The sequence below is a fragment of the Aureimonas psammosilenae genome, assembly GCF_009176975.1.
Taxonomy (GTDB): Bacteria; Pseudomonadota; Alphaproteobacteria; order Rhizobiales; family Rhizobiaceae; genus Plantimonas; species Plantimonas psammosilenae.
The window spans coordinates 12414-39357 of the sequence record NZ_WEZG01000010.1 but is presented as its reverse complement, the minus strand read 5'-3'; the positions used below and the strand labels follow the sequence as shown (position 1 = coordinate 39357).

The 26944-nt window shown below is 65.9% G+C and carries 26 protein-coding genes and 1 pseudogene; 13 read left to right on the top strand and 14 right to left on the bottom strand.

What is annotated here, in order from left to right:
• Positions 1 to 16: 16 nt before the first annotated feature.
• The 5 genes and pseudogenes from F9929_RS16680 to F9929_RS16655 all read right to left on the bottom strand — a co-directional run.
• Positions 17 to 529, bottom strand: a complete 513-nt coding sequence (locus tag F9929_RS16680) for a DUF305 domain-containing protein (RefSeq protein ID WP_019996253.1) — start codon at positions 527 to 529, stop codon at positions 17 to 19.
• Between the two features lie 71 nt (positions 530 to 600).
• On the bottom strand, positions 601 to 1053 hold the full coding sequence (locus tag F9929_RS16675) for a DUF305 domain-containing protein (protein WP_019996252.1): 453 nt from the start codon (positions 1051 to 1053) through the stop codon (positions 601 to 603).
• A 281-nt stretch (positions 1054 to 1334) separates the two neighbouring features.
• Positions 1335 to 1679, bottom strand: coding sequence for a hypothetical protein (locus F9929_RS16670; protein WP_019996251.1), 345 nt, complete (start codon positions 1677 to 1679; stop codon positions 1335 to 1337).
• 129 nt (positions 1680 to 1808) lie between these two features.
• Entirely contained in the window at positions 1809 to 1982 is a 174-nt protein-coding gene (locus F9929_RS24810; protein WP_328596001.1) for a hypothetical protein, read from the bottom strand.
• A 313-nt stretch (positions 1983 to 2295) separates the two neighbouring features.
• Positions 2296 to 2943 (bottom strand): annotated as a pseudogene (locus F9929_RS16655) (magnesium chelatase domain-containing protein); the annotation flags it as partial.
• 177 nt (positions 2944 to 3120) lie between these two features.
• On the opposite strand from F9929_RS16655, the gene F9929_RS16650 reads away from it, so the two are divergent.
• Positions 3121 to 3438, top strand: a complete 318-nt coding sequence (locus F9929_RS16650; protein WP_152047723.1) for a plasmid stabilization protein — start codon at positions 3121 to 3123, stop codon at positions 3436 to 3438.
• A 140-nt stretch (positions 3439 to 3578) separates the two neighbouring features.
• On the opposite strand, the gene F9929_RS16645 is transcribed toward F9929_RS16650, so the two are convergent.
• Positions 3579 to 4373, bottom strand: a complete 795-nt coding sequence (locus F9929_RS16645; protein WP_235919369.1) for a L,D-transpeptidase — start codon at positions 4371 to 4373, stop codon at positions 3579 to 3581.
• Between the two features lie 251 nt (positions 4374 to 4624).
• On the opposite strand from F9929_RS16645, the gene cueR reads away from it, so the two are divergent.
• From cueR to F9929_RS16590, 11 genes are all read left to right on the top strand, one after another.
• The gene (gene cueR / locus F9929_RS16640) at positions 4625 to 5044 is read left to right on the top strand and encodes a Cu(I)-responsive transcriptional regulator (RefSeq protein WP_152047721.1); all 420 of its coding nucleotides are present in this window, start codon (positions 4625 to 4627) and stop codon (positions 5042 to 5044) included.
• Between the two features lie 7 nt (positions 5045 to 5051).
• Entirely contained in the window at positions 5052 to 5426 is a 375-nt protein-coding gene (locus F9929_RS16635; RefSeq protein WP_152047720.1) for a VOC family protein, read from the top strand.
• A 51-nt stretch (positions 5427 to 5477) separates the two neighbouring features.
• Entirely contained in the window at positions 5478 to 5984 is a 507-nt protein-coding gene (locus F9929_RS16630) for an MmcB family DNA repair protein (protein WP_152047719.1), read from the top strand.
• A gap of 198 nt (positions 5985 to 6182) precedes the next feature.
• Positions 6183 to 8099 (top strand): molecular chaperone DnaK, encoded by a 1917-nt coding sequence (gene dnaK / locus F9929_RS16625; RefSeq protein ID WP_152047718.1) that lies wholly within the window; start codon positions 6183 to 6185, stop codon positions 8097 to 8099.
• A gap of 174 nt (positions 8100 to 8273) precedes the next feature.
• Entirely contained in the window at positions 8274 to 8753 is a 480-nt protein-coding gene (locus tag F9929_RS16620; protein WP_152047717.1) for an NUDIX domain-containing protein, read from the top strand.
• 41 nt (positions 8754 to 8794) lie between these two features.
• Positions 8795 to 9475 carry a helix-turn-helix transcriptional regulator gene (locus tag F9929_RS16615; RefSeq protein WP_152047716.1) on the top strand — a complete coding sequence of 227 codons (681 nt, stop codon included), beginning with the start codon at positions 8795 to 8797 and terminating at the stop codon, positions 9473 to 9475.
• A gap of 79 nt (positions 9476 to 9554) precedes the next feature.
• Complete coding sequence (locus F9929_RS16610) at positions 9555 to 9917, top strand: VOC family protein (RefSeq protein ID WP_152047715.1); 363 nt, start codon at positions 9555 to 9557, stop codon at positions 9915 to 9917.
• A gap of 200 nt (positions 9918 to 10117) precedes the next feature.
• Positions 10118 to 11263 carry a molecular chaperone DnaJ gene (gene dnaJ / locus F9929_RS16605; RefSeq protein WP_152047714.1) on the top strand — a complete coding sequence of 382 codons (1146 nt, stop codon included), beginning with the start codon at positions 10118 to 10120 and terminating at the stop codon, positions 11261 to 11263.
• Between the two features lie 114 nt (positions 11264 to 11377).
• Positions 11378 to 12001: a class I SAM-dependent methyltransferase gene (locus F9929_RS16600; protein WP_152047713.1), complete on the top strand. Its 624-nt coding sequence runs from the start codon at positions 11378 to 11380 to the stop codon at positions 11999 to 12001.
• Entirely contained in the window at positions 12001 to 12585 is a 585-nt protein-coding gene (locus tag F9929_RS16595; protein ID WP_152047712.1) for an NADPH-dependent FMN reductase, read from the top strand. The genes F9929_RS16600 and F9929_RS16595 overlap by 1 nt, the downstream gene beginning before the upstream one ends.
• Positions 12586 to 12765: 180 nt before the next feature.
• On the top strand, positions 12766 to 15330 hold the full coding sequence (locus tag F9929_RS16590; protein WP_152047711.1) for a transglycosylase domain-containing protein: 2565 nt from the start codon (positions 12766 to 12768) through the stop codon (positions 15328 to 15330).
• Here the strand turns inward: F9929_RS16590 and F9929_RS16585 are convergent.
• The 5 genes from F9929_RS16585 to hrpB all read right to left on the bottom strand — a co-directional run bounded on the left by F9929_RS16585 (position 15304) and on the right by hrpB (position 22270).
• A complete protein-coding gene (locus F9929_RS16585) occupies positions 15304 to 16011 on the bottom strand; it encodes an HAD hydrolase-like protein (protein ID WP_152047710.1) in 708 nt (235 codons plus the stop codon). The genes F9929_RS16590 and F9929_RS16585 overlap by 27 nt on opposite strands.
• Before the next feature lie 96 nt (positions 16012 to 16107).
• Positions 16108 to 16683, bottom strand: coding sequence for an ActR/PrrA/RegA family redox response regulator transcription factor (locus F9929_RS16580; RefSeq protein WP_152047709.1), 576 nt, complete (start codon positions 16681 to 16683; stop codon positions 16108 to 16110).
• A gap of 185 nt (positions 16684 to 16868) precedes the next feature.
• A complete protein-coding gene (locus F9929_RS16575) occupies positions 16869 to 18215 on the bottom strand; it encodes an ActS/PrrB/RegB family redox-sensitive histidine kinase (protein ID WP_152047708.1) in 1347 nt (448 codons plus the stop codon).
• 174 nt (positions 18216 to 18389) lie between these two features.
• Positions 18390 to 19409 carry an acyltransferase family protein gene (locus F9929_RS16570; RefSeq protein WP_193227808.1) on the bottom strand — a complete coding sequence of 340 codons (1020 nt, stop codon included), beginning with the start codon at positions 19407 to 19409 and terminating at the stop codon, positions 18390 to 18392.
• A 422-nt stretch (positions 19410 to 19831) separates the two neighbouring features.
• Positions 19832 to 22270: an ATP-dependent helicase HrpB gene (gene hrpB / locus F9929_RS16565; protein WP_193227814.1), complete on the bottom strand. Its 2439-nt coding sequence runs from the start codon at positions 22268 to 22270 to the stop codon at positions 19832 to 19834.
• A gap of 152 nt (positions 22271 to 22422) precedes the next feature.
• Here hrpB and F9929_RS16560 point away from each other — a divergent pair, with 152 nt between their 5' ends.
• Complete coding sequence (locus F9929_RS16560; RefSeq protein WP_152047705.1) at positions 22423 to 23178, top strand: SDR family NAD(P)-dependent oxidoreductase; 756 nt, start codon at positions 22423 to 22425, stop codon at positions 23176 to 23178.
• Positions 23179 to 23197: 19 nt separating this feature from the next.
• Here the strand turns inward: F9929_RS16560 and F9929_RS16555 are convergent, their stop codons facing one another.
• From F9929_RS16555 to F9929_RS16545, 3 genes are all read right to left on the bottom strand, one after another.
• Complete coding sequence (locus F9929_RS16555; RefSeq protein ID WP_152047704.1) at positions 23198 to 24004, bottom strand: MipA/OmpV family protein; 807 nt, start codon at positions 24002 to 24004, stop codon at positions 23198 to 23200.
• Between the two features lie 274 nt (positions 24005 to 24278).
• Positions 24279 to 25403, bottom strand: coding sequence for a helix-turn-helix transcriptional regulator (locus F9929_RS16550; RefSeq protein ID WP_152047703.1), 1125 nt, complete (start codon positions 25401 to 25403; stop codon positions 24279 to 24281).
• A gap of 68 nt (positions 25404 to 25471) precedes the next feature.
• Complete coding sequence (locus F9929_RS16545; protein ID WP_152047702.1) at positions 25472 to 26599, bottom strand: helix-turn-helix transcriptional regulator; 1128 nt, start codon at positions 26597 to 26599, stop codon at positions 25472 to 25474.
• Positions 26600 to 26944: the final 345 nt, after the last annotated feature.

The window sequence follows — 26944 nt, the reverse complement described above, 5'->3', positions numbered from 1 at the left end:
GCGTCCTTTCCTTCGCTCAATTGCCGGCCGCGATGGCGGCCTCGGGCATCCGCGGCGGCAGGTCCGGTGCGCCGTCGGCGGGCGGGTTGGCCTCGAGGTCGGCGATGAGGCGCTCCATCTCCCCGATCTCGCGGACCTGCGCCTCCACGATGCCGTCGGCGAGCTCGCGGACCCGCGGGTCGCGAATGTGTGCGCGCTCGCTCGTCATGATCGCGATGGAGTGGTGGGGGATCATCGCCTTCATGTAGGCGACGTCGTGGACGGTCTCCTGGCTGCGCACGAGCCACAGGGCCCCGGCGAAGACGACGACGCCGGCCGCGACGATGGCCGCGTTGGTACCCTTCCTGGGGTACATCCCCCACATGAAGCCGATCATGATCAGTGCCATCACGGCACCCATCACCACGGCCATCCACGTCCGCGTCTGGCTGTAGAAGACGTGGTCGAGCGCGTATGTGTTTAGGTACATCAAGCCGAACATCACGACCGTCGAGGTCGCGATCATCGCGGCGAACCGTCCGTAACCCATAGCTCCTGCTCCGTTCGTTGGTGTGTCGAGATGCCCCGGAGGCGGCCGCCCCCGGGGCACGGGTCCGCCGCTTACTTCGCGAGCGCCTCGACGCGGGCGGTCATCTCCTCGATTTCCTTCTTCTGCGCGTCGATGATCATCCGGGCCATCTCCTTGGACTTCTCGTCCTTGCCCGTCTTGAGCTCGACCTCGGACATGGCGATCGCACCCTGGTGATGGGCGATCATCCCGCAGTTGAACGCGAGGTCCGGGTCCTTGATCATGGCCGCCTTCATCATGGGGCCGTGCATCTTCATCATCGCGTCCATGTTGCCCTTCTGGACCTCGTCCATCTGGCCGCCGGACATCATGCCCTCCATGCCGCCCATCATCTTGGACATGTCCATGGACCCGGCGGCGGCCTCGCAGGCGGCGGGGAGCGTCACCTGCTCCGACGACGCCGCCATGCCGTGCTGGTCCTGCGCGGAAGCGTGGGAGACGGCGGCGGCGAGAAGAGCGGCGGACAGGATCGTGATCTTGCGCATTGGTTCGTTCCTATGGATGGGGTCCCTCGGGACCTTTTGCTGGATGTCAGCGTGCGGCCGCGGGAGCGCGGCGACGCCGTTGCTTGTTCGCTCAGTGACGGCGGACCGGGTGCTCCGGCCCCGCCGACGGCATGCGTCGTCATGGATGGGGATTCGTGCCGATCCGGTCGCCGACGCCGCGGCGACCGTCGTCGGACGGGGACGGTGAGCGACGCCATCGGACTCGGACCGCCTCGCGGCCGCGAGGGCTCGGCACGGTCGGTCGGGCCTCTCGAGACGGCTCAGGCGGTCTTTGGGGGACGCTTCGGGCCGGGCGGCAGGATGCCCTTGCCGTCCTGGTACAAGGTTGGGGCGGGATCGGCCTCGAGGGCCACGCGGACGAAGCCGGGCGGCGCCGGGAACGGCAGGAGGCTGGTGCAGGACTTCCCGCAGCAGGACATGCCAGACGTGTCGCCGTCGGGCTTGTGTGCCCCGCCATGGGCATGCGTCGACGGACTCGGCGCGCAATCGGCGGCCGGATGGTCGTGGACGCTCACGCCGGCCGTCGCCGTTCCGTGCCCGGCGAACGCGGCGACCGCAACCAGGGACAGGATGACGACGAGACTACGCAGGCATGCGCCGAGCATGGGACGTTCCGACTTCCGATCCGTCGAGAACAGGCGGCGGCGGAAGGAGTTCCATTCGATCGGCACGAGGTGCGAGGAACGACGACCCAGGAGTGGCCGTATGCGTGTCTCCGGTGGGGCCATCGGGTCTCACTCCCGTCCAGCGCGGTAGAAGACCCCGGGGGCGGTCGACACGTCTCCGAACGACAGGACGTCGGACCGGGCCTTCGGGTCTTGCCATGCCGGGCGATCCCGCTGGCATGCCCGGTGCCGCGATGCCCGCAACCCTCGGCCTGTCGACATGAGCCTGTCGACGCCATCCATGGGCACGTGCCCTTCAATCACGTAGCCGCCGATCCTGGCCGTGTGGCAGGATTCGACCGCCTCCAAGACGCCGAGCAGGCGCTTCTGCCTTGCCATGTCATCTCGTTTGCTCTCGCCCCGACGTGCTTCGTTCTGCTCACAATCTGGAAGGCGCCGCCGTGGCTGGTCGTGCCCTTCGGTGCGCTGGGGGCGTGGCGATCGGGGTTTAGTAACTCAGACTGCGGAACGGCCGCTTTCGGGTTTCTAGTGAACCCCGTCGAACGGCGAGCTTGGGTCGGTCGGGGTCGGTGTATACGTGTCAATTAATGTAGCACACCCTCAGAAGATTGTGCCCGCCGGCAGCCGCGACTTCCAGCGCGCGCTTGGCCGTTCCCTGGCCCTTGATGTCGGCGAGATCGGGCAGCGCCTCGCCGGCGATCCGGATCGCGGGCTCGGGCCGGCTCATGATTTGCGTGCCGCGAAAATGATTGGCCATCTGGATCAGGCTGCGGGGCGCGAGAATCGCCATCTCACCGCTGGCCCAGGCCGCTTCCGGGCCGCAAGCCGCCGGGCAGATCAACCCGAGGCCGGCGGCATTGGCCGCCATCGCCGCCGGTAGAACGCCGGAAACGGGCGCCACCGTGCCGTCGAGCGAGAGTTCGCCGACCACCGCGAAACCGGCCAGCGCTTCGCCCGGCACCGCGCCGAGCGCCGCCATCAGCGCGAGCGCGATGGGGAGATCGTAGTGCGAGCCTTCCTTCGGCAGGTCGGCGGGGGCAAGGTTCACCGTCACCTTCTTCGGCGGCATGGACAGGCCGGATGCGTGGAGCGCCGCCTGGACGCGCTCCCGGCTTTCCGCCACCGCCTTGTCGCCGAGGCCGACGATCTGCATCCCCATCTTGCCGGGCGCGACCATCACCTGAACATCGACCGGAATCGCCTCGACGCCCTGGAACGCGACCGTCCTCACCCGCGACACCATCGAAGACGCCCCACTCCTTCGCCGGCGAACACAAGCCGGACGTGCATGGCGAAAACTAGCGAAGCGGATGACGGACCACAAGAACATTCATCGAACGGACACACCCTGCCGCGCTTCGAACCCTCGGCCCCCACCCGGCGTTGGGTGATCGAGCAAAGACGATAGCAGGAGGCGGTCATGCCCCAGGGCGACAAGAGCAAATACACCGACAAGCAGAAGCGCGAGGCCGCGCATATCGAGGAAGGCTACGAGAGCCGGGGCGTGCCCGAAAAGGAGGCCGAACGGCGGGCCTGGGCGACGGTCAACAAGCAGTCCGGCGGCGGCAACAAATCGGGCTCGGGACGCGGGCATCCCGACAACAACGAGTCTTCCAAGCGCGGCGGCAAGCTCGGCGGCGAGGCCTCCGCCAATCGGTCGGCAGCGGACCGTTCGGCCTCGGCGAAGAAGGCTGCCGCAACGCGCAAGCGCAACGCCGAGAACCAAGCCCATCATTGAGCGGGCTTCAAAAAGAAAAGGCCGGACGCTTCCCCCGAAGCATCCGGCCCTTGGAGATGGAAGGAAACCATCCATTCTCCCGAGCGGTCCCCCGCTCCATGAACTTGAGAGCCCGGCGCGAAGCCGAGCCTGGAAGGGCCTCAGCCCTCCTTCTTGGTCGTGTTCGACGCGATCTTGCGCGTCTTGACGGGCTTCGGCGCGACCATGCGCTCGGCGCCCTGAAGCACCACGACGCGGGCTTCCAGCGGCACGCGCTCGTAAAGGTCGATGATGTCCTGGTTCATCAGGCGGATGCAGCCCGACGAAGCCGCCTTGCCGATGGACTGCCATTCCGGCGTGCCATGGAGACGGTAAAGCGTGTCGCGGCCGTTCTGGTGCAGGTAGAGAGCGCGCGAGCCGAGCGGGTTCGACGGGCCCGGGTCCATGCCCTTGCCATCGCGGAACTTCTCGAGGTCCTTGCGGCGATCGATCATCTCCATCGGCGGGAACCAGCGCGGCCAATGCTGCTTGTCGCCGATCTTGGCCTCGCCGGCCCAGGAGAAGCCGTCCTTGCCGACGCCGATGCCGTAGCGCATGGCGGTGCCGCCGCGCTCGATCACGTAAAGAAAGCGGTGCGGGGTATCCACGACGACCGTGCCTTCCTCGTAGCCGCCGGCATCGTAGACGACGCGCTGGCGCAGGAACTTCGGGTCGATCTTGGAAGCGGGGATGGCCGGCAGGTGGAAGCCGTCGTCGTCCAGCGACGCATAGGACTCCGCCGGCGCCGCGCCGAAGGTGCGGTCCTCATAGGCCGTGGGCGCGGCATAGGCGGTGATGCGGGCGACGGCGGCCGTCGCGTCAGCCGTCAGCTTCGGCTTCTCGGTGGTGGACATGCAGCCCGATGAAAGGGCTATCGCAACAAGCGCCAAGCTTGCCGCAAGGAATTTCCGAGACATCAGCATGATCGCCCGATCCGGTCGTATGATTTTATCGGCCTTAAGCGCCGCGCGAGCGCGCGACATCCGGACGAAGGCCTTGTCAGCCTGAATATGTCCTGCCGCGAGCCCTGGCAACGCCGCTATTGCAGCGCAATATGGTTAATAAAATCCTTGTTGCCCTCCTGTCACAGTTGACCGGGGGGCGGGGCCGCACATTTCCCGTGTCTCCAACACGGACCAGCCGGTCGACACGACAACGAGGACGTCCGATGAATATCGGTGAAGCGTCGCGGCGTTCGGGACTGCCGCCCAAGACCATCCGCTATTACGAGGAAGTCGGTCTCATCCGGCCCTCGAGGGCGCAAAACGGCTATCGCGATTATCGCGAGCGCGACGTTCATCTCCTGCGCTTTCTCCAGCGTTCGCGCTCGCTCGGCTTTTCCATCGAGGAAGCGCGCAAGCTCCTGGCGCTTTACGGCGACGAGAAGCGCCATTCGGGCGATGTCAGGGCCATGGCGAGCGGGCGCATCGCCGAGATCGACCGCAAGATCGAGGAACTCCAGTCCTTGAAGCGCGCGCTCGGGGTTCTGGCCGAGCAATGCCCCGGCGGCGACGGCCCCGATTGCCCGATCCTCGAAGAGATCGCCGGAAGCGCCACGCTGCTTTCGCAAGCGGAGAAACGGGTCTGAGTGGACCGTGACCATTCTTGCTCTTGACCATATCCAACTCGCCATGCCGCCAAATCGGGAGAAGGATGCCCGCGCCTTTTATTCCGACCTCCTCGGCCTGTCAGAGCGACGCAAGCCTGACAATCTGATCGGGCGCGGTGGCTGCTGGTTCGAGCGAGGCGAGGTTCGCGTTCATCTCGGCGTGGAAGAGGATTTTCAGCCGGCTCGGAAGGCGCATCCGGCTTTTCTCGTTGATGATCTGGGGGTGGCGGCCGCGACGCTCGAAGCAGCGGGATACGCCATCGCCTTCGATCAACCGTTGGAAGGATACGACCGTCGTTACGTATCCGATCCGTTCGGCAATCGGATCGAACTCATGCAGCGCCTCGCTCCATCTGCCTGAGTCATTCTGGCCGCTTGCCGCCCCTCCCCTTCGGCGTTTACGATTTGTTTCATGCCGATCGTCTCCCCCCACCTTCTCGACCTTCTGGTTGACGGCCGCCAGTCCGAGCGCGCCATGCTGGTGCGGCGCGGCGTGCAGCGCCTGATGGGTGCCTCGCGCGTTTCGCTCCTGCCCGAACTTTCCCTCGATTCCGGCCGGCGCGCCGATCTCGTCGGCCTCACCGAGAAGGGCGACGTGGTGATCGTGGAGATCAAATCCTCCATCGAGGATTTCCGGGTGGACCGGAAATGGCCGATCTACCGCCTTCATTGCGACCGCCTTTATTTCGCGACCCATCCGGGCGTGCCGGCCGAAATCTTTCCCGAAGATTGCGGACTGATCCTGTCGGACGGCTACGGCGCGGAGATCCTGCGCGAAGCCCCGGAGCACCGTTTGCCCGCCCCGACGCGCAAGGCCATGACCCTGCGTTTCGCCAGAGCCGCCGCCGATCGGCTCCAGGTGGCGGAATGGGCCGCCAATCCCTATCTGACGGGCTTGAACGACACGGCCCCGCGTTAGCCGTCCAACAGCGGAATTCGTTTTGCGCGAGCGGCTTGCGCGGCAAAAGGCCCCTTCATATATACCCCGCAGCCTCGGTGAGGCCGGCCTTTCCCGGCCGATCCCCCGCCGGACTTCAACACTCAGACAACCCAAGGGGCCGCCCCTTCGGAACGCCTCGATGAGGGTCCGGGCGACCTGCTAACAAGGAGAGTTTTCATGGCGAAAGTCATCGGCATCGATCTCGGGACGACCAATTCCTGCGTCGCGGTGATGGACGGCAAGACCGCCAAGGTCATCGAGAATGCCGAGGGCGCGCGCACGACGCCTTCGATCGTCGCCTTTTCGGACGACGGCGAGCGCCTCGTCGGACAGGCCGCCAAGCGCCAGGCCGTCACCAATCCCGAGAACACGCTGTTCGCGGTCAAGCGCCTGATCGGCCGTCGCTTCGACGATCCGACGGTCGCGAAGGACAAGGGCCTCGTGCCCTATAAGATCGTCAACGCCCCGAACGGCGATGCCTGGGTGGAAGCCCATGGCGAGAAGCAGTCCCCGAGCCAGGTCTCGGCCATGATCCTTCAGAAGATGAAGGAAACCGCCGAGGGATATCTCGGCGAAAAGGTCACGCAGGCCGTGATCACCGTTCCGGCCTATTTCAACGACGCCCAGCGTCAGGCCACCAAGGATGCCGGCAAGATCGCGGGCCTCGAAGTCCTGCGCATCATCAACGAGCCGACGGCGGCGGCGCTCGCCTACGGCCTCGAGAAGAACGACGGCAAGACCATCGCGGTCTACGATCTGGGCGGCGGCACCTTCGACGTGTCCGTGCTCGAGATCGGCGACGGCGTCTTCGAGGTGAAGTCCACCAACGGCGACACGTTCCTCGGCGGCGAGGACTTCGACATGCGCCTCGTCGATTACCTTGCATCCGAGTTCAAGAAGGACCAGGGCATTGACCTCAAGAACGACAAGCTCGCGCTTCAGCGGCTGAAGGAAGCTGCCGAAAAGGCCAAGATCGAGCTGTCCTCGGCCTCGCAGACCGAGATCAACCTGCCGTTCATCACGGCGGACGCTTCCGGCCCGAAGCACCTGACGATGAAGCTGACGCGCTCGAAGTTCGAGAGCCTCGTGGACGATCTCGTGCAGCGCACGGTCGGCCCGATGAAGGCGGCCTTGAAGGATGCCGGCCTCAGCCAGAGCGACATCCACGAGGTGGTGCTCGTCGGCGGCATGACGCGCATGCCGAAGGTCCAGGAAGTCGTGAAGAACTTCTTCGGCAAGGAGCCCCACAAGGGCGTCAACCCGGATGAGGTCGTCGCGATGGGCGCCGCCATCCAGGCGGGCGTTCTCCAGGGCGACGTGAAGGATGTCCTTCTTCTCGACGTGACCCCGTTGTCGCTCGGTATCGAGACGCTCGGTGGCGTTTTCACGCGCTTGATTGATCGCAACACGACGATCCCGACCAAGAAGAGCCAGGTCTTCTCCACCGCCGAGGACTCCCAGAACGCGGTGACGATCCAGGTCTTCCAGGGCGAGCGCGAGATGGCGCAGGACAACAAGCTGCTGGGCCGCTTCAACCTCGAAGGCATCCCGCCGGCGCCGCGCGGCGTGCCGCAGATCGAAGTCACCTTCGACATCGACGCCAACGGCATCGTCAACGTGTCGGCCAAGGACAAGGGCACCAACAAGGAGCAGCGGATCACGATCCAGGCTTCCGGTGGCCTGTCGGACGCCGACATCGAGAAGATGGTGAAGGAAGCGGAACAGAACGCCGACGCCGACAAGAAGCGTCGCGCGGGCGTCGAAGCCAAGAATCAGGGCGAAAGCCTCGTTCATTCGGCCGAGAAGTCGCTGAAGGAATATGGCGAGAAGGTCTCGGCGGACGATCGCCGCGCCATCGAGGACGCGATCGCAGGCTTGCGCGCCGAGCTCGACAGCGCCGAGCCGGATGCCGAGGCGATCAACGCCAAGAGCCAGACGCTGGCCGAAGCCTCGATGAAGCTTGGTCAGGCCATGTACGAGGCCAACCAGGGCGAAGGCGCTCCCGGCGCGTCGGCCACGGGCTCCGCGCCCAAGGACGACGTGGTCGACGCCGACTTCGAGGAAGTCGACGAGGACCGCAAGAAGTCGGCCTGATCGGCTTCGAGCTTCAATCGGAACCAAAAGCCCCGGCGAGCCATCGCCGGGGCTTTTTCATGTATAATTCCTGGTTGGAAGCCTAGTCTCCAAGGCCCCGATTGACGGTCTTTGCCTCCCGGCTTTCTGAAGGATCGCTTCGAAAACCGGAGCTTTAGCCAGAATGGATGCTCTATGCGAGAGGTTGTCGAACGCCGGGCGGTTCGCGCTCTGCTTCTCTACGAGAACAAAGCCATCCTGCTGCTGCAGATCCGAAGTCCGGACGGTCGAAGCTTCTGGATCGCTCCCGGCGGAGGCATCGAACAGGGCGAAGAAGCAGAGACAGGTCTGCGCCGCGAGCTGTTCGAGGAATTAAGCCTCAAGAACGTCGAGATCGGCCCGATCGTCTGGCGAAGGCATCACATTTTCGATTGGAATGGACGACGCATTTCCCAACGCGAAGAATATCGCATTGTCGAAACGGACTGGTTCGAACCCAGGATGCTCGACCTTCAGGAAGGTGCCTACGTTCAAACGTTACGCTGGTGGCCTCTCAATGAGCTTGGAAGCGCCAGGGAGCCGCTGACGCCATTGTCCCTCGATGCGATCGTTAGAGACTACCTGTTGAACGGTGCGCCCGATCCCATTCCTCCCGAAGAGGTATTGTCGGACTAAGCCGGCGCGACAATGCCGGGGCCTTCGGCTATGAAGCGGCGATGTCGCGAGCCAGCCGTATTCTCGATCTTCTGCAAGTCCTGCGAGGGTTTCGCCGGCCGGTGACGGCCGCACGGCTTGCGGAGGAAACGGGCGTGTCGCTCCGCACGATCTATCGCGACATCGACACGCTGCGCGGCCAGGGCGCGGTGATCGAGGGCGAGGCGGGCTTTGGTTACGCCCTCAAACCCGGCTTCACTCTTCCCCCGCTGATGTTCGGCGACGACGAGCTGGATGCGCTCATCCTTGGCCTGCGCCTCGTGATGAAGCGGGGCGATCCGGATCTGGAAGAAGCCGCGACGAAAGCCCTTGCCAAGATCGAGGCGGTTCTGCCGGAGGAGCGTTGGGACGAGGTGGCATCGAACGGCCTTCGCGCCGGCCCGGCGGAAGCTTCGGAAGCCCCCCATCTCGGTGCTGTTCGGCGGGCCATGCGCGAGGAAACGAAACTTCGGCTGCATTACACGGACAAGAAAGATGCAGTCTCCATCCGTGTCGTCTGGCCGATCGTGGTCGGCTTCTTCGCCGGGTCCGAGGTTCTGGCGGCCTGGTGCGAGCTCAGAGGCGACTTCCGCCATTTCCGGCTCGACCGGATCGCGGATGCGGGGGTTCTGGGCGAGCGCTATCCGAGACGTCGCCGCGTGCTTCTAGCCGAATGGCGGGCGCAGGAAGGCATCGACGTATGAAGGCTGCCGTCCGCTGCTGCCGGAATCTGGCACTCGGAGGCCTTACGGAAGAGGGGCATCTCAACGGAGACAGACCCCGATGTTCGAAACCGCCCTTCTCATCCTCTACGTCAACGATCCCGCCGCGAGCGCTCGGTTCTATCGCAACCTCCTGCGGGAGGAGCCGGTCGAGCAATCGCCGACCTTTGCGATGTTCCGTTTGTCGAACTGGCTGCGGCTCGGCCTTTGGTCCCGTCACACGGTCGAGCCCCCGGCGCAGGCGACCGGTGGCGGAGCGGAACTCGCCATCCTTGCAGAGGATGTCGAGGCGGTCCATGCCGACTGTTCGGCGCGCGGGGTCCCCATCGCCCAACCGCCGGCAGACCTCGATTTCGGGCGCAGCTTCGTGGCGAACGATCCGGATGGGCACCGCATCCGCGTTTATCGGCCGAACGCGCGGTAGCCTCGCGAAAGCCGTGCCTCCATTTCGCGCGGCGATTTGCTTTGGAACCATCCTATGGTAACCGCGCCACGCCATTCCCACATTGCGGCGAGCGCGGGGCAAAGGGCTCTCGTCAAGCCCGGTGCCCCGCTTTAGAGCTTTTCGGCAAAGCCGAAGATGCTCTTCGCTTGGATATCCCGGAACCAACGGACGGACCCATCTTGGTAAAGGCCGATTATTACGAAGTCCTCGGTGTGGTGAGAACCGCCGACGACAAGGTCCTGAAGACCGCCTATCGCAAGCTTGCGATGGAGTTCCATCCCGACCGCAATCCAGGAAACGCATCCGCCGAGGCGCGCTTCAAGGAAGTCGGCGAGGCCTATGAGATCCTGAAGGACCCGCAGAAGCGCGCGGCCTACGACCGGTTCGGCCATCAGGCCTTCCAGAACGGCGGGGGCGGCGCCGGGTTCCGGGGCGATTTCGCGTCTTCCATGGCCGATGTATTCGACGACATCTTCGGCGAGATGATGGGCCAGCGGCGCGGCGGCGCGCGCTCCGGGGGCGCCAGCGGCCGCGAGCGCGGTTCCGATCTTCGCTACAACATGGAAGTCAGCCTCGAAGAGGCCTTCGCCGGCAAGACCGCCGAGATTTCCGTGCCGACCACCATTCAGTGCGATGTCTGCACCGGCACCGGGGCGCGTCCGGGCTCGGGCGCCAAGACCTGCCCGACTTGCGCCGGCCAGGGCCGCGTGCGCGCCGCCCAAGGCTTCTTCGCCATCGAGCGCACCTGCCCGACCTGTCAGGGCCGCGGCGAGATCGTCGCCGATCCGTGCACGAAATGTCATGGCGAGGGCCGGCTGCCGGAAGAGCGCAAGCTCGGCGTCAACATCCCGGCCGGCATCGAGGACGGCACGCGCATTCGCCTCGCCGGCGAAGGCGAAGCGGGCCTGCGTGGGGGGCCGGCGGGCGATCTCTACATCTTCCTGTCGATCCGGCCGCACGAATTTTTCCTGCGCGACGGGGCGGACCTTCATTGCCGCGTGCCGATCTCCATGACCACCGCCGCGCTCGGCGGCGGCTTTGAGGTGCAGACGCTCGACGGCGTGACGACCCGCGTGAAGGTGCCGGAAGGCACGCAGACCGGCAAGGAATTCCGGGTGAAGGCCAAGGGCATGCCGGTGCTGCGCTCGTCGCAGGTCGGCGACCTTTTCATTCAGGTTGCCGTGGAAACGCCGCAGAACCTGTCGCGCCGCCAGCGTGAGCTTCTGGAGGAGTTCGAGCAAATCTCGTCCTCCGACAATTCCCCGCAGTCCACCGGCTTCTTCTCGCGCATGCGCGGCTTCTTCGAAGGACTCGGCGAGAACTGAGGGCGATGTCGCAAACGGAGCGTCGCGATCCTCCGTTTGCGCCAATCTTCATCCAGGGTGCGACGTCGCCTGTTGCGTGTGCTATAGGCGATTCGCCCGCATGAGGAGGATTGCATGTCGACACGCAAAGACGCGCCATCGAGCAAAGGCAATAACGGCGTCGCCGACAGCCTGCGCTTCTTCGCGACGTGGCTGCGCCATCCCCTGAAGCTCGGCGCCGTCGCTCCGTCTTCGCCCCGATATTGCGCCACCATGGCGGCCTGCGCTTCCACCGAGATCGACGGCCCGATCCTCGAACTCGGGCCCGGCCTCGGCGTCGTCACCAAGGCGCTTCTCGACAAGGGCGTTAGTCCGGAGCGCATTACCTCCATCGAATACGATCCGGGTTTCGCCGAAACCCTGAAGGCTCGCTTTCCCCGCGTGAACTTCATCCAGGGCGACGGCTTCGATCTGGATAAGACGCTTGGGAGCCGGCGGAACGAGAAGTTCGCGGCGATCCTCTTCGCGATCCCGATCGTCAACCAGCCGCAAGAGCTCCGCCAGAAACTCTTTTCCGATTATTTCGGCCGTCTCCTTCCGGGCGCGAACCTGACGCAGCTTTCCTATCTCCAGAAGGCACCGGTGAAGCCGATGCCCGGCGTGTTCAGCGTGTCGTCCTCGCCCATCGTGTGGGACAACATCCCCCCGGCCCGCGTTTGGATCTATTCGCAGGACGGAGCCGAGCGCATGGCGGCTTGATGCCGGCCATCTCGCGCATCCTCGTTCTGGTGGCGACGTCAAAGGCCGGCTCGCCGTCAGGGGTGCTGGCTTTCGAGATCGCCCGCCGCCTCGCGGTCGACAACGCGGATGTCGCCGTTGTTTCGCTCGAAGATTATCCGCTGCCGCTTCTGGACACGGAAGCGCCCGCCCCCGTGCCACTGAGAGCCGCGAAGCTTTGCGCCCATCTCACCCTTCAGGATGCGCTGGTTCTCGTGTCCCCACCCGCCAACGGCTCGCTCGCGCCCTTGGCGAAGAATGCAGTGGACTGGATCGCGAAGGCAGGCGGCGACGGGGCGAAGGCGGCCGACCCTTTTCGCGGTCTGGTGGTCGCCGTGGCGGCAACCACGGATGGCGAAGAGGAAGCGGCCCATGCCGCGCTGGAAGCCTGGAATCCGGTCTTCGCGGCGCTCGGCACCCTGTCGCCGCAAACCCCGCTCGCGGTCGATGCGGCGCGCCTTCGCCTGTCCGCCGAAACACCGGACGAGGAACTCGCGAACGCGCTGGATGGCTTTGCCCGGAGCATCGCTGCGCGCGTCGCTAACGAGGGGCGGCGCAACGCCTGAACTTGCCGACGGAAGGGCGCTCCGCGGCCCCAAGCGTTAAGACCCCGTTAATTCGCCGCATTTAGCTTGCATCCGACCGAAGCGTTCCGCGCGCCGATGGGGGCTGCGCGCGGGCTTGGAATTCGAAGCTGGATCAGGTCGGGCGCCGTTGGGCTTCCCGCATATGCCGGAAGGGGACCAATGGCCGGACGTCGCAAGGGCGAGCGCGTGGAACCGAGCTTCGGCGACGAGGATCGGCCCGACCAGATTCGCGTGTCTCCCGACGACCGGACCGTTTTCGGGGCATCCGACAAGCCCTCCCCGCGCCGGCGCGAGCCCCGCGCCGCGCAAGACCCCGCCATGGCGCGCGAGGACGGCGGCGACCGGGGTCGTAAGGCCGAAGGGCGACGCCGCTTTTTCGGCGGCGGCGGTGGTGGCGACAACGGCGGGACCGAACGTCCGCGCCGCAAAAGGCGCAGCTTCCTTGGCCATGTCTTCCGGCTCGGCCTTTTCGCCACCTTCTGGGGATCGATCGCCGCCGTCGGCCTCGTGATCTATTTCGCCGCGAGCCTCCCGACCGAAGCTTGGCGGGTTCCGGCCCGCCCGCCCAACGTCAAGGTGGTTTCCGTTTCCGGCGAGCCCTTCGCCAATCGCGGCACGACGGGCGGCGAATCCCTGTCCCTTGCCGAGATGAGCCCGTTCATCCCCAAAGCGGTGATCGCCATCGAGGACCGCCGCTTCTACGACCATTACGGCGTCGATCCGCTCGGCATCCTGCGCGCCTTATCGGAGAATCTGGCCGCCGGCACGACCGTCCAGGGCGGCTCGACGCTGACGCAGCAGCTCGCCAAGAACATCTTCCTGACGCCGGAACAGAGCTTCAAGCGCAAGGGCCAGGAAGCGATCCTGTCGCTTTGGCTCGAAAGCCAGTTCTCCAAGGATCAGATCCTGGAGATGTACCTCAACCGCGTTTATTTCGGCTCCGGCGCGACGGGCGTGGAAGCCGCCTCGCAGCGCTATTTCCGCAAATCCGCCAAGGACGTGACGTTGAGCGAAGCCGCGCTTCTGGCCGGCCTTCTGAAGGCACCTTCGCGTTTGTCGCCCGCCAACGACCCGCAGGCCGCCAAGGACCGCGCCGATGTCGTTTTGCAGGCGATGCGCGAGGAGAACGTCATCAGCCAGGCCGAGTTCGAGGCGGCGCGCGACGCCAAGCCCATCAAGGCCAAGAGCTACTGGAACGGTGCGGAGAACTATGCGGCCGATCTCGTGATGCGCGACCTGCCGGCGCTGGTCGGCGAGGTGAAGGGCGACGTCGTGGTGGAAACTACCATCGATCTCGGCCTCGAGCGCGACGCCGAAAAGGCGATCCGCGACACGATCGACGGGGCCAAGCAGAATGTCAGCCAAGGCGCGCTCGTCGCCATCGACGGCACCGGTGCGATTCGCGCGCTGGTGGGCGGCCGCAACTACGCCGATTCGCAGTTCAACCGCGCCGTGGACGCCAAGCGCCAGCCGGGCTCGGCCTTCAAGCCCTTCGTCTACGAGACGGCGCTGGAAGCCGGCTGGCGGCCGGAAACGGTGATCGACGACGCGCCCACCAAGATCGGCAACTGGTCGCCGCAGAACTACGACCAGCGCTATCGCGGTCCGGTGACGCTCGCCGACGCGCTCGCCCATTCGCTCAACACGATCGCCGCCAAGCTGACGGAAGCCGTTGGCACGAAGGCCGTGATCGAAACGGCGACCCGCATGGGCGTGAAAACGCCGCTCGTCGACAACGCCTCCATCGCGCTCGGCACGTCCGAAGTGACGCTGACGGAGCTGACCGGAGCCTTCGCGCCCTTCGCCAATGGCGGCTATCAGGCGAGCCCGCACCTCATCAACCGCGTGACGGACACGGCGTCGGGCAAGGTGCTCTACGAGCGCCCGGCGGGCGTTCCGCCGGTGATCGTGAAGCCCGAGATCGTCGGCATGATGAACGCCATGCTGACCGGCGTCGTCCAGAAAGGAACGGGTCGCAAGGCTGCCCTGAAGGATTGGCAGGTCGCGGGCAAGTCCGGCACCACGCAGGATTTCAAGGACGCTTGGTTCGTCGGCTACACGGCCAATCTCACGACGGGCGTCTGGCTCGGCAACGACAACGGCGCGCTGATGAAGAAGGTGACAGGCGGCTCGCTGCCGGCGGTCGCGTGGCACCAGTTCATGACGGCGGCGCACGAAGGGCTGCCGCCGATGCCGCTGCCGGGCGATTACACGATCGGCGGCGACCACGGCGCGCCGCTCACCGCCTCCAACGGCATGGACGGACTCGATACCGAAATCGGGGGCGGTCTTCCGGGGGCCGGGAACGGGGCGATCGCGCCGCCGGGCGAGATCCCGCCGCAAGGCAATGGTCAGCCGGAATCGCAGGACGGCGCCGTCGGGGCCATCGCCCGCCGCGAGCTACCGCCCGAAACGCGCCGCGTCATTCGCCGCGACGACGGCTACCTGCCGCCGGAAGAACGGGATTATCGCGAGATCCCGCCTGATGACGAGGAGATCTACGGCGTCGCGCCCCTGCCGCCGGACAGCGACCCCTATGGCGACAGCCGCGATCTGCCGCGCGACGATGGCTATCCGCTTCCGCCGCGGGAAATCGCGCCCGAACGCGGGCCCTCGCGTCTCGTTCGTCGCGACCAGCTTCCCCCCGACGCTGTTCTGGAAGGCCCGGTGGAACGGGTGCGCCCGCTCGACCGCTCGCTATTTAACGACTTCTTCGGCGGCTAGAACGGGTGCGAGAATGCGCGGCGCGGGCTCGATGCGGGCCGCGCCGGCAAGACCCGCCGCGATATCGGCAATGCGGTCGAACACGAGATTGGGGCGATGGGCGAGAAGCGCGGCGCGCGTCGAGTAGCCCCAGGTCACCGCGCCAAAGCCGAGACCGGCCTTGTCGGCCGCTTCGGCGTCGCGCGTCTCGTCGCCGATATAGATCGCTGCCGCGCCGGGGATGCGCGCCTGCGACAACACCTGCCGAAGCTTGGCAGCCTTGCCGAAAATCGAGGCGGAGCAATTGTAGCGCGACACGAGCGCGGCGATCTCCGGCCCGAGCGTGCGGCGAACGCTGCCTTCGGAGTCGGATGACACGATGGCGATGGCGATGCCGCGCAGGCGCAGCGCCTCGAGCATCTCGCGCACCCCATCGAAGAGCGGCACGGGCGGCACCGCTTCGAGCTTGCGGTTGCGCAGATCACGCGCGATGGCGGGCACCTTCCAAAGCGGGATGCCGAGTTCCTTGAGGATCGCGGTGGTTTCCATGGTCCGGAGCCGCAGGGCTAGCTCCTCGTCCACCTTTCGAAAACCGTGGCGAAGCGCCACCGCGTCGAGAATGCCGATGAACCATGGGACCGAGTCGGCGAGAGTGCCGTCGAAATCGAAGATCGCCAGACGGCAAGGGGCGTGCGAGTCCATCCCTCGTCAATGCGTGTCCCGTCGGGCGTCGTCAATCCGCCCGAGCAGCCGTTCGTTGGATCGAACGGCAACCGGGGACGGAAATATGCTTGTTCCTCAGCGCGGCGCCCGCTTGGCGAGGATGCGCTGAAGAGTGCGGCGATGCATGGACAGGCGGCGCGCGGTTTCCGAGACGTTGCGCTCGCAAAGCTCGTAGACCCGCTGGATATGCTCCCAGCGCACCCTGTCCGCCGACATCGGGTTTTCCGGCGGCACCGCCCGGTCGCCGGGTTCGTGCAGCAGGGCGCCGATCACCTCCTCCACATCGGCCGGCTTGGCGAGATAGTCGATCGCACCGAGCTTCACGGCGGTCACCGCCGTCGCGATGTTGCCGTAGCCGGTCAGAACGATGGCGCGGGCATCGGCGCGCGAGCGGCGGAGTGCCTCGATGACATCGAGACCGTTGCCGTCTCCCAAACGCATGTCCACCACCGCATAGGCCGGGGGCTTGGCACGAATGGCCGAAACGCCCTCCGCCACGCTGTCGGCCGTGGCGACATCGAAGCCGCGCTGTTCGAGCGCGCGGCCGAGACGTTGAAGAAAGGGCTTGTCGTCGTCGACAAGAAGAAGAGTCCTGTCGCCCGCCGGAAGCTGCGTCCGGGACGGGGTCGAAACGTCATGTTCGATCAGCATGAGCACGCTTTCCGTTGCGCCGACTGCGGAGTTGGTTCGGATCAACCGGTTGTCCAGTATGTCCGTTCCCGGACCGCGGCGATTGCGGTCTGCGGCATGTCGGCTTTGATGGGCGAGTGCTCGTTAAGTGGCGACGCCGAAACGGATTTTCAACCGCGAACCCATGTTTGCATGGCTGGCTACGGCTATAGTGTCGCAAGGCTCGGTTGGGGGGCCGCAAGGGCGCCGACCGGCCAGGAAACCGCAACGGTCGCGCCGGTTTGCGGGCCGTCCTGATTGGCGCAGGAGAAATGCCCACCCGAGCGCTCCAACAGCGTCTTGGCGATGAACAGGCCGAGGCCGAGACCACCCCCGCCGTTCCGCTCCTGCCGGCGATAGGTCATGTAGGGATCGCCCACCCGCGCGAGGGCATCCTGCGAAAAGCCGGGGCCGTCGTCGTTGACGGTCACGTGAAGTTCCTTGTCGCTCCAGCCGACGCGCACGACGACTCGGTTCGTCGCGAAATCCACGGCATTCTCCACGAGGTTGCCGAGCCCGTAGAGAACGCCGGCATTGCGGCCGACCACCGGTTCCGCTCCCCGTCCGGTCTCCACCTCGACATCCACAAGGATGCCGAAATCGCGATGGGGCGCCACGACTTCCTCGATGAGCGCCAGGAACGGCAGACGCGCCATGTGCTCCTCGGACGAGGAGGACAGGGAGCTCAGCCGCCCGAGAATATCGCGACAGCGCTCGGTCTGCTGGATCAGGAGGTCCACATCCTCGCGCTGCGGATCGTCGGCGGGCACGGTGCGGCCCATTTCCTTGGCGACGAGCGAGATGGTGGCGAGCGGCGAGCCGAGTTCGTGCGCGGCGGCCGCCGCCAGTCCATCGAGAGCGTTCAGATGCTGCTCGCGCTGAAGGACCAGCTCGGTCGCCGCCAGCGCATCGGCGAGCGCCCGGCCTTCAGCGGCGACGCGGTAGATGTAGATGGCCGAAAACACGAGAACCGTCATGATCGCGAACCACAATCCCCCAACATAGGGCGGCGGCAGCACGAGGAGGGTTCCGTCCGGCCAGGGCAGCGGCAGATGCCAGAAGGTCAGGATCGTGACGGAAACAACGGCGAGAGTGCCGAGCGCCACGGTGGTCAGCGGCGGCTGGGTGGCCGAGGCGATGATCACGGGCACGACCAGAAAGGCCGCGAAGGGATTGTGCAGCCCGCCCGTCAAGAACAGGAGCAGGCTCGGCTGCAGGATGTCGAAGGACAGAACCGCCGCCGCCGCCGAGGCCGACAAGCGCCGGCTTTTCGGGATGGCGAGATCGAGCCCGATGTTGAGGACGATGGAAAGCGCGATCAGCGCAAGGCAGAAGGCCACCGGATAGGGCCACCAAAGGCCCCAGGCGACAAAGACGCAGGCCGCCGTCTGCCCCGCGACCGACAGCCAGCGCAGTCGCGTCAGCGTCGCCAGCCGCAACCGCTGGCTTTCGCTGACACCGGTGGCGAAGGCCGAAGGGCGAACCGCAAAGCGGCCGTCGGCGATCTGGTCCATATGATGACTCTAAACCCGTGATACCAAAGGGTTGTAGAGCGCGGGACCCCTTCCGCACAGCCGCCGTTGCGCCGCGTGTCGAGCGGTCGCAGGCAATGGCTGTTCCGATGGCGACGCCATTCGCCCGTTCAACCGGTCCCGCGACCGCTCAGCGGTTCCCTCAACGGAAGCGGATCAGGTCGCGACAGCAGCCGAGGGCGCGGTCGCCCTTCTCCGGTTCATGAATTGCGTGAGCGGCTTTTCGGCCACGACATGCGCGACCATGCCGACCGCGCAGCAACCGAGCGTCACGAGCGGAACCATGTAGACCTGCGGCCAGTCGCCGATTGCCGTGGCCTTGATCAGGAAACCATAGGCGATCATGCCGAAGACGTGCGTTAGATAAAGCGAATAGGACGCGTCGCCGAGATGCTCCAAGGCCTGTCCGAGCCAGGAGCTTCCCCGAATCCAGTTCACGGAAGAGGCCACGATGCAGGCGGCGGGGACACCCCAGCCCAGAACCCTTGCCCATCCCTCCAGACCGTTCGTGGACGCCGCAGGGATCATGAGCGAGGACGCGAGGATTCCAGCCATGCCGGCGCAAAGAAACACCGCAGTCCACGGCCGAAGCATCTGGGCCGGCACCAGCGCCAGAACCGCCCCGAGACAGAACTCGATCAGGATCGGGCTGGAGAAGAAGGACGAGATTTCCCCGGACGAAAGCAACGGCGATACCAGCATGATCGCCGCCAGCGCCAAGATGGTGATCAGAACGGTCCGCAACTTGGACGCCGACAGGAGAGCGACCGCGAAGACGACATAGAAGAAGACTTCGTAGCGAAGCGTCCAGGCGACGTCGATGATCAGGTCTTCTCCCGGCAGAAGAAGAAAGGAATGGATGACATTGCCGGGGGTCAGAGGATGATTCCGCATGAAGCCGACGAGATGCAGGCTCATCATCGCCAAAAGGCAAAGCCAGTAGAACGGATAGATACGGATCAATCGGCGCTTCATGAAATCGACAGGTCTCATGGGGTCTCGCCGGGGACGAAACGCGCTGTAGACCATGATGAAACCGCTGATGACGAAGAAGATGTCGACGCCGGCAGCCCCGCTCAGCGTAAACCAATCCGGACTGAAGCTTCCCGTGCTTCCGTTGGAAATTTCCAGCGTGTGATGGACAACAACCAGTAAAGCCGCAACCCCTCGCAGCATCTGAATGCCAACGAGCTCAGAATTATTTTTAGCGACCATCTGTCCGGTCTCGAATTTTCAAGAACGATTTCTTCCATACCACGCGACCGGCGACATGCAATGTCCGAGGGGCCGTCAGCATTCCTTTGGGGCAGAATGGTTACCATGCACGTGGCATTTGCTGCCGAAAAGGACGGGCGGGTCACGAGACGTTCGGGCGGTCGAAAACGCGCTGCGCAAAGCCTGCCTTCCCTGCGGCATGGAGCCAGCGACCCGAGCCTCTCTTGCCCCCGTTCGACAAGCGGAGCCGTTCAGGATCGCGGCTTGGCGCGGGTCACGAGACGTTCGGGCGGTCGAAAACGCGCTGCGCAAAGCCTGCCTTCCCTGCGGCATGGAGCTAGCGACCCGAGCCTCTCTTGCCCCCGTTCGACAAGCGGAGCCGTTCAGGATCGCGGCTTGGCGCGGGCCGTCGGGGCGGCGGTGGCGGGGTCCTCCGGCCAGAAATGCTTGGGGTAGCGCCCGCGAAGATCGGCGCGCACATCGCGCCAGGAGCCGGCCCAGAAGCCGGGCAGGTCGCGGGTGATCTGGATCGGTCGATGGGCCGGGGACAGGAGTTCCAGCGTCAGGGGAAGACGCCCGCCGGCGATGGCGGGATGGCTTGTCAGGCCGAAGAGTTCCTGGACGCGCACGCTCAGGACCGGCTGGTTCTCCTCGTAGCGGATCGGCAGGCGCGAGCCGGTGGGCGCTTCGAAATGCGAAGGGGCGAGCGCCTCGATCCGCCGTCGCTCGCCGTCCGGCACCAGCGCCATCAGCGCCTCGTGCAACGCGCCCGCCCCGATCGCGGCGATCCGCGTCGCGCCGGGAAGAAAGGGCAGAAGCCAATGCTCCAGCGTTTCGAGAAGCTGTTCGTCCGACACGTCCGGCCAGGGGTCACCCAGCGATCGGCGCAGAAAAACGAGACGGCGGCGCAGGCGCTCGCCTTCGGAGCCGAAGGGCAAGGCGGCGAGCCCGCGCGCGCGGATGCCCTCGGCCAAGGCTGTCGCCCCCTCTCCCGTCGGCACGGCGACGGGCCGCTCCACCAGAACGGCGCGTCCGAGGCGGCGAAGGGCGCGAGCGCGGACCTCGCCTCTTTCAGCATCGAAGGCAGTGACCGTTTCCTCGACGATGCGGTCCGCCAGAAGCGTTTCGATCGCTTCGCGGGAGATCGCGGCGGCGGCGGTGATGCGGGCCGCCTTGGCCGCGCCTTGAAGGTCGGCGGCGACGATGAAGGTCTCGGCGGCGAGGTTCGAGATCGCGTCCACGACCCCGCCCCGGCCGTTGGCGAGAACGAATGCGCCCCGGCTGCCGCGCGCCTGCGCCACGCGGTCGGGAAAGCCGAGCGCCAGAAGGCCGCCGATCTCGTCCTCGTTCGAGCCGGCGCCCTCACCCGCGATGCGCCGCGCGAGGGCCTCCGCCGCCTTGGCTCGCCCGCCCCGCTCGGCGCGAAAGCGCCGGAGCCTCTCGCCGAGATCGACATCGACCCCGCCGAGACCGCGCTCGGTGAGAAGCACGGCCAAACGGGCCGCCGTCATTTTCGCTTCGCGCGGGGCCGACACCACCATGCGCGCCAAGCGCGGCGGCAGGGGCAAGGCGCGCATCGCCTCGCCGGTCGGCGTCAAACGGCCCTCGCCGCCCAGCGCACCGAGATCAAGGAGAAGCGCGCGCGACTCGGCGAGCGCGGGCGCCGGCGGGGGATCGAGAAAGGCGAGTGCGCGAGGGTCCGACACACCCCAGGCGGCGCAGTCGAGAACGAGACCGGACAGATCGGAACTCACGATTTCCGGTCGGTCGAAGGGCTCCAGCGCAGCGGTCTGTTCCTCGCGCCAAAGCCGGATCGCGACGCCCGGCGCGGTGCGCCCGGCGCGCCCGGTGCGCTGGTCGGCGCCCGCTTTCGACACGCGCACCGTTTCCAGCCGCGACAGGCCGGTGGCCGGCTCGAAGGCGGCTTGTCGCCGAAGCCCCGAATCCACCACCACCGACACGCCGTCGATGGTGAGCGAGGTTTCCGCGATGGCGGTGGCCAGCACCACCTTGCGGGTGCCAGTTGGGGCGGGGCGGATGGCGAGATCCTGCTCCCGCCCTTCCATCGCGCCGAACAAGGGAGCGATGGCGAGGACCGGGGAACTCAATGGCGCGAGGCGCTCATGGACGCGCTCGATCTCGCGCTGGCCGGGAAGAAAAACGAGAATGCTCCCCTCCTCCTTCGCCAAGGCATCCCTGACTGCCTCGGCGGCCGCGTCCTCGACACTCACCGTTCCCGGCCGTTCGCGGTAGCGGACTACCACGGGAAAGGCGCGACCGAGGCTGGTCACCACCGGAGCCTCCCCAAGCAGCCCCGCGACCTTCGCCCCGTCCAGCGTCGCCGACATGACGAGAAGCCGCAAATCCTCGCGCAGCGCCCCCTTCACGTCGAGGGCGAGCGCCAGGGACAGGTCCGCGTCGAGCGAGCGCTCGTGGAACTCGTCGAGAACCACCAGCGAAACGCCGGAAAGCTCCGGGTCGGACAGGATCATGCGGGTGAAGACGCCTTCCGTCACGACCTCGATGCGCGTGCGCCTGGTGATGCGGGTGTCGAGCCGCATGCGCCAGCCGACCGTTTCGCCGACCTCCTCACCCAGCATCGCGGCCATGCGCCGGGCGCTCGCCCGCGCGGCGAGGCGTCGCGGCTCCACGAGGATGATCCGACCATCCGCCATGAAGGGCGCATGGAGGAGATGTAGCGGCGCGAGCGTCGTCTTGCCGGCACCGGGCGGGGCGACCAGAACCGCGCTGCCATGGCGCTCCAAGGCTTCGCTCAGGTCGGGCAGCACGTCGGAAACCGGCAGACGCGGCAGCGATGTCAGCGGCATGGGAGAGGCATGAGAAGCATCGAGTTTCGGTTCCGGCCTTTGCGTGTCGCGCCATTCCGTGCCATCGCCTTCCCTTCGGCGAAAGCCCTGTTTCCGCGACAGGCGTTTTTCGCACGGCGAACGGCCCGGCGGCCAAGGAGACGGCGATGCAGGACGAGGCGACGGACAAGCGCAAGACCCTGGTTCTGACGGGCGCGTCGCGCGGCATCGGCCATGCGACGGTGAAGCGCTTTTCGCGCGAAGGTTGGCGGGTGATCACCTGCTCGCGCCAGCCCTTCGCCGAGGACTGCCCCTGGCCGGCGGGACCGGAAGACCACATCAAGGTCGATCTCGCCGACCCCGAGGACGTGGGCTTCGCCATTTCCGAGATTCGCCGGCGGCTGGAAGCCAACGGCTCCTGCCTTCATGCACTCGTCAACAATGCCGCGATCTCGCCGAAGGGCGACGGCGGGGCGCGCCTCGATTCCATCCGCACGCCCATGCATATGTGGCGCGACGTCTTTCAAGTGAACTTCTTCGCCCCGATCATGCTGGCGCGCGGTCTCCAGAAGGAACTCGGCGCGGCCAAGGGCTCGATCGTCAACGTCACGTCGATCGTCGGTAGCCGCGTCCATCCCTTCGCAGGCACCGCCTATGCGACCTCCAAAGCGGCGCTCGCCTCGCTGACGCGAGAGATGGCGGCCGATTTCGGCCCGTCCGGCATCCGCGTCAACGCCATCGCGCCCGGCGAGATCGACACCGCGATCCTGTCGCCCGGCACGGAGAAGATCGTGGAGAACATCCCGCTGCGCCGCCTCGGCAAGCCGGCGGAAGTCGCGGACATCATCTTCTTCCTGACCTCCGACCAGGCGTCCTACGTGACGGGCTCGGAGATCCACATCAATGGCGGCCAGCACGTCTGACCGCCGTTCGGCTAGAGGTTCAGAAGAGGTCGAGAGAGAAGCGCTTCGAGATGCCGAGGCCGACCGTGTACTGGTTCTCGTCGCCGGTCTTCACGATCGGCGAATCCTCCGCGTCGCCGATGAAGCGGTTCCAGGACGCGTCGGCGTTGAGGAACCAGGTCGGGCGGAACTCGTAGCGCGCGGAAGCAGCCACGCCCGCCGACTTGAAGCCGCCGTCGGCGTCATAGGCGTCGAGACGCCCGCCGGTGGCGATGGATTCGCTGTCGCTGACGCCGAAAAGCGCGTTCATGTACTTGCCGGACGCGAAGGAAAGCGTCGGGCCGGCCTTCAACTGCCATTCCTGCGAGGGACGCGCCACGAGATTGGCCCCGACATCGCCGACGAAGCCGTCCGCGCCGCCGAAGGCATAGCGGAACTCGCCGTAGACTTCCGCGAAATCCCATTCGTAGCCGAGCTTCACGCCCGCCTCGTAGGTCGCGTCGACATCGCGAAGGCCCTGAAGCTCGTCGTAGTCGGCGGCATTGCGCTTGTCGATGAACTCGAAGGACGGGCCGATGGAGAAGCCGCCGCGCTGCGGGTCGATGCTGCCGAAGGTGAAGAGGCCCGGAAGGCTCAGGTAATCGACGCTGACGATCGGATAGGGCGAGAACTGGTAGTCCTTCGCGCCGGCATATTCGGGCATCATTCGGCCGCCGACGCCAAGCTCGATCACGAGATCGGTGGTGGTCGGACGGGCGCTTGCCGCTTCCTCGTAAACATCGGCGGCGCGCGCATGGCCGGCGAGGAAAAGGGACAGAAGGCAGAAGCCCAGGGCGGCTTTTGTCATGGAACGAAACTCCGACGCGCCGACCCTTTGGGATCGATCTTGCGGACGGTTTTATCGACCGGTTCTCGCCGAACAATGGACGAGGCCGAAATCAGTCACCCGGCGGCTCGTTTGTGGCGCCGAGCGTTGCATCCAGGCGACAGGGCCGCTCGGCGAATGCGTCGGTTCCTCCCCTCGACGCCGTTCTTTTTTCGTTTCTGGATGGAGCGGAAAAGTTCCCCAAGGTGAAGTCGAAAATCTCCCCCATTTGGGTGATCCGTTACATCGAGTCGTCTCAGCGTTCTCCTTCGCCGTGGAGAAGCAGCGCGAGTTCGGTCTGGCGATTCGTTCCGGTGCAGGCGAAAAGCGCTTTCAGATGGGTGCGTACGGTTGCCGAAGACAGGTCCAGCGCGTCGGCGGCCTCCGCCACGGACCGGCCTTGGCGCAACTGCATCGCGACGCGGGTCTGCATGGGGGTGAGGCCGAAGCGGCGGCGAAGGCGCGCCTCGATCTTTCCCTCGTCCTTTCCCAAGCCCTCCACCATCAGAACCACGCAAGCGGCGCGGTCCGGCGCGAAAGGATCGAAACGCTCCGAAACGGCGACGACCCGCGCACTCGCCCGCGGCCCCCCATTGCGGTTTCGCAGCGTCACGCGGGCGCTTTCAACCGAGCTCGCGATGCGCGGATCGAGAGCGGCGGCGATCAACCTGTCGAGCGGTGCCTGATCCTGCACGATCGTGGCCCGCAGCCGGCCACCATCGCTTCGCAAAACGGTGCCGCTCGCCAGCATCTCGTCCGCCGCCGCGTTCGCCTGCCGGACACGGCCGTCACGGCCGAGCGTCAAAACGGCGGATGGTATGCGCTCCAGCACCGTTTCCATCTCGGCCTGCGCCGTGCACAGGCGCGCGCCGATGTCGAGCGCGCGGTTGAGATGCCGGCTGATCCGCTCCAGCGTCCCCATCTCCTCCTCGCTATAGAAGCCCGCATCCGCAGGACGCCAGAAGTTGACGGTAAGGATCTTGTCTTCGCTGAAGCGGAGCCGCTGGCCAACGACGTGGCGGATACCCTGCGGTCGGACCCAGTCGCGATAATATTCGGTTTCCTCAAAACACACCGTCCCGCGCTGTTGCGCTTCAAGGCTGGCTTCGGTGAGAACACCGCTCTCGCTCTGCATTGCACATGAATTGAACGGGTTGAGAGCATCGTAATAGCCGAGATAAGACGCGATGGCGGACGGGCCGAAGCCGACGATGGAAATTGGCTCCAGCAGGCGAAACCGGTCGATATCGCGTTCTTCGACGTAAAGAACGCCGGATGCGGCATGGAAGAACTCGGTGACGGCGCCGATGGCGCTTTCCCAGGCGCCGGGGCGCGCCGATGCCTCGTAGATCCCGTCGATCACCCGATCGATTGTCGTCATGTTGACCAGCTCCCATGCCTGCCGCGGCACGAGCGATCGCCCGTGGGCATCCTCTTCCTCGCCATGCGTCAGCGCCCTTCCCGTTGCAGAAGCAGCGCGAGCTCCATCTGGCGCTTCGTGCCGGTGCGCGCGAAAAGGGCCTTCAGATGCGTGCGCACGGTTTCCACCGACAGACCGAGCGCTGCGGCAGCTTCCGTCGGCGTTTTGCCGTCCCGCATCTGCATGGCGACGCGGACCTGGGCCGGGCTCAGGCCGAAACGCCGCTGAAGGCGCGCTTCCGTCAAAGGCTCCTCGTCCGGATAGCCATCGACGGTCAGGATCATGGAGGCCGAACGATCGAGGCCGAAGGGATCGAAGCGCCCCGCCACCACGATGGCGCGGGCCACCAACGGCGGTTTGCCGTCCGAGCGGCGAAGCGGCAGCCGCGCGCCTTCGGCCCAGGCGGCGAACTTCGATTCGAAGGCGCAGGCGAGCAGGCGATCCAGCCCCGGCTGATCTTCCGGCGTCACGGTTCGCAGCCGGCCCCCCTCGTTCCGCAAGGCGATGCCGGCCGTCAGAAGCGCGTCGGCCGCCGCATTGGTCTGCCGGAGACGCCCGTCGCGCCCGATGGTGAAGACGGCGGACGGCATTCGCCCGATCAGCGTTTCCATTTCCGCTTCCGCCGCGCGCAAACGCGCGCCGACATCGAGCGCCCGCGAGATATGCCGGTTCAAACGGCCGAAATCCGCAGCCTCCTCCGGCAGATAGCCTCCTTCCGCCGCCGTCCGCCAAACGGCCATGATCAGAACACCGTCGTTCTGACGCTCCAGAAACTCGCCCATGACGTGCCGCAGACCTTGGGGACGAGCCCAGTCCACGTAGAATTCGCTGTCGAGATAGGGCCGAGCCTGGGGGAAGCGAAGCGTGTCGGCTTCGGTCACCACGCGCCCGGTGCCGAGCCGTTTGGTCAGCTCGAACATCGGGTTGCTGGCATAATAGCGCTCGAAATACAGTTGCAGCCAGTTGCGATCGTAGCCGAGCGCGATGGCGGCCTCGGCGCCTGACATCGGTCCGGCGTTCTGACGCAGGCTCTGCACGTAGAGGCCGCCGGACTGCGAGCGGAAATGGCGATGCGCGGCGCCGACGGCGTTGGGAAGAATGTCCGGCCGTTCGGATGCCTCGTAGAAGCCGTCAATCACGTCGTCGATCGACGCCATGTCCCTTACTCGTCCCACCAGTCAACGACGCAGTGAACAGAAGCTCCATGTCCGGCGTCAAGACCGGCGCGATAGCTGGCCAATATCTTCGGTTTCGACAAGTTCGACGACTGGCCGGGACGCAACAGACCGGAACCCGGCCCCGCCGTCGGCACGGACTGCGAACAGCCCGCAAACGCTCGAATGGATAGAATCGCGAGAATCGGGAGGCTTCTCGGCATGTCGCTTTCTCCGATCGCGGAACGAAAGACTCCGCCGAAGAAAGGGGACGCGATTCTCGAAGGGCTGTCGTCACCTGAATTGATGACACGGGGACGATCGGCGTTTGAAATGCGAAAAACCCGC

What these genes read in the sequence shown, in the direction of transcription:
- F9929_RS16680 (WP_019996253.1), bottom strand. Translation starts at nt 529, where the DNA reads ATGGGTTACGGACGGTTCGCCGCGATGATCGCGACCTCGACGGTCGTG.
- F9929_RS16550 (WP_152047703.1), bottom strand. Translation starts at nt 25,403, where the DNA reads ATGACGACAATCGATCGGGTGATCGACGGGATCTACGAGGCATCGGCG.
- F9929_RS16620 (WP_152047717.1), top strand. Translation starts at nt 8,274, where the DNA reads ATGCGAGAGGTTGTCGAACGCCGGGCGGTTCGCGCTCTGCTTCTCTAC.
- F9929_RS16675 (WP_019996252.1), bottom strand. Translation starts at nt 1,053, where the DNA reads ATGCGCAAGATCACGATCCTGTCCGCCGCTCTTCTCGCCGCCGCCGTC.
- F9929_RS16630 (WP_152047719.1), top strand. Translation starts at nt 5,478, where the DNA reads ATGCCGATCGTCTCCCCCCACCTTCTCGACCTTCTGGTTGACGGCCGC.
- F9929_RS16595 (WP_152047712.1), top strand. Translation starts at nt 12,001, where the DNA reads ATGCCGGCCATCTCGCGCATCCTCGTTCTGGTGGCGACGTCAAAGGCC.
- F9929_RS16650 (WP_152047723.1), top strand. Translation starts at nt 3,121, where the DNA reads ATGCCCCAGGGCGACAAGAGCAAATACACCGACAAGCAGAAGCGCGAG.
- F9929_RS16570 (WP_193227808.1), bottom strand. Translation starts at nt 19,409, where the DNA reads ATGCTGCGAGGGGTTGCGGCTTTACTGGTTGTTGTCCATCACACGCTG.
- F9929_RS16615 (WP_152047716.1), top strand. Translation starts at nt 8,795, where the DNA reads ATGTCGCGAGCCAGCCGTATTCTCGATCTTCTGCAAGTCCTGCGAGGG.
- F9929_RS16585 (WP_152047710.1), bottom strand. Translation starts at nt 16,011, where the DNA reads ATGGACTCGCACGCCCCTTGCCGTCTGGCGATCTTCGATTTCGACGGC.
- dnaK (WP_152047718.1), top strand. Translation starts at nt 6,183, where the DNA reads ATGGCGAAAGTCATCGGCATCGATCTCGGGACGACCAATTCCTGCGTC.
- F9929_RS16575 (WP_152047708.1), bottom strand. Translation starts at nt 18,215, where the DNA reads ATGGACCAGATCGCCGACGGCCGCTTTGCGGTTCGCCCTTCGGCCTTC.
- F9929_RS16580 (WP_152047709.1), bottom strand. Translation starts at nt 16,683, where the DNA reads ATGCTGATCGAACATGACGTTTCGACCCCGTCCCGGACGCAGCTTCCG.
- F9929_RS16645 (WP_235919369.1), bottom strand. Translation starts at nt 4,373, where the DNA reads ATGTCTCGGAAATTCCTTGCGGCAAGCTTGGCGCTTGTTGCGATAGCC.
- F9929_RS16545 (WP_152047702.1), bottom strand. Translation starts at nt 26,599, where the DNA reads ATGGCGTCGATCGACGACGTGATTGACGGCTTCTACGAGGCATCCGAA.
- F9929_RS16590 (WP_152047711.1), top strand. Translation starts at nt 12,766, where the DNA reads ATGGCCGGACGTCGCAAGGGCGAGCGCGTGGAACCGAGCTTCGGCGAC.
- F9929_RS24810 (WP_328596001.1), bottom strand. Translation starts at nt 1,982, where the DNA reads ATGGATGGCGTCGACAGGCTCATGTCGACAGGCCGAGGGTTGCGGGCA.
- F9929_RS16560 (WP_152047705.1), top strand. Translation starts at nt 22,423, where the DNA reads ATGCAGGACGAGGCGACGGACAAGCGCAAGACCCTGGTTCTGACGGGC.
- F9929_RS16600 (WP_152047713.1), top strand. Translation starts at nt 11,378, where the DNA reads ATGTCGACACGCAAAGACGCGCCATCGAGCAAAGGCAATAACGGCGTC.
- cueR (WP_152047721.1), top strand. Translation starts at nt 4,625, where the DNA reads ATGAATATCGGTGAAGCGTCGCGGCGTTCGGGACTGCCGCCCAAGACC.
- F9929_RS16610 (WP_152047715.1), top strand. Translation starts at nt 9,555, where the DNA reads ATGTTCGAAACCGCCCTTCTCATCCTCTACGTCAACGATCCCGCCGCG.
- F9929_RS16670 (WP_019996251.1), bottom strand. Translation starts at nt 1,679, where the DNA reads ATGCTCGGCGCATGCCTGCGTAGTCTCGTCGTCATCCTGTCCCTGGTT.
- F9929_RS16555 (WP_152047704.1), bottom strand. Translation starts at nt 24,004, where the DNA reads ATGACAAAAGCCGCCCTGGGCTTCTGCCTTCTGTCCCTTTTCCTCGCC.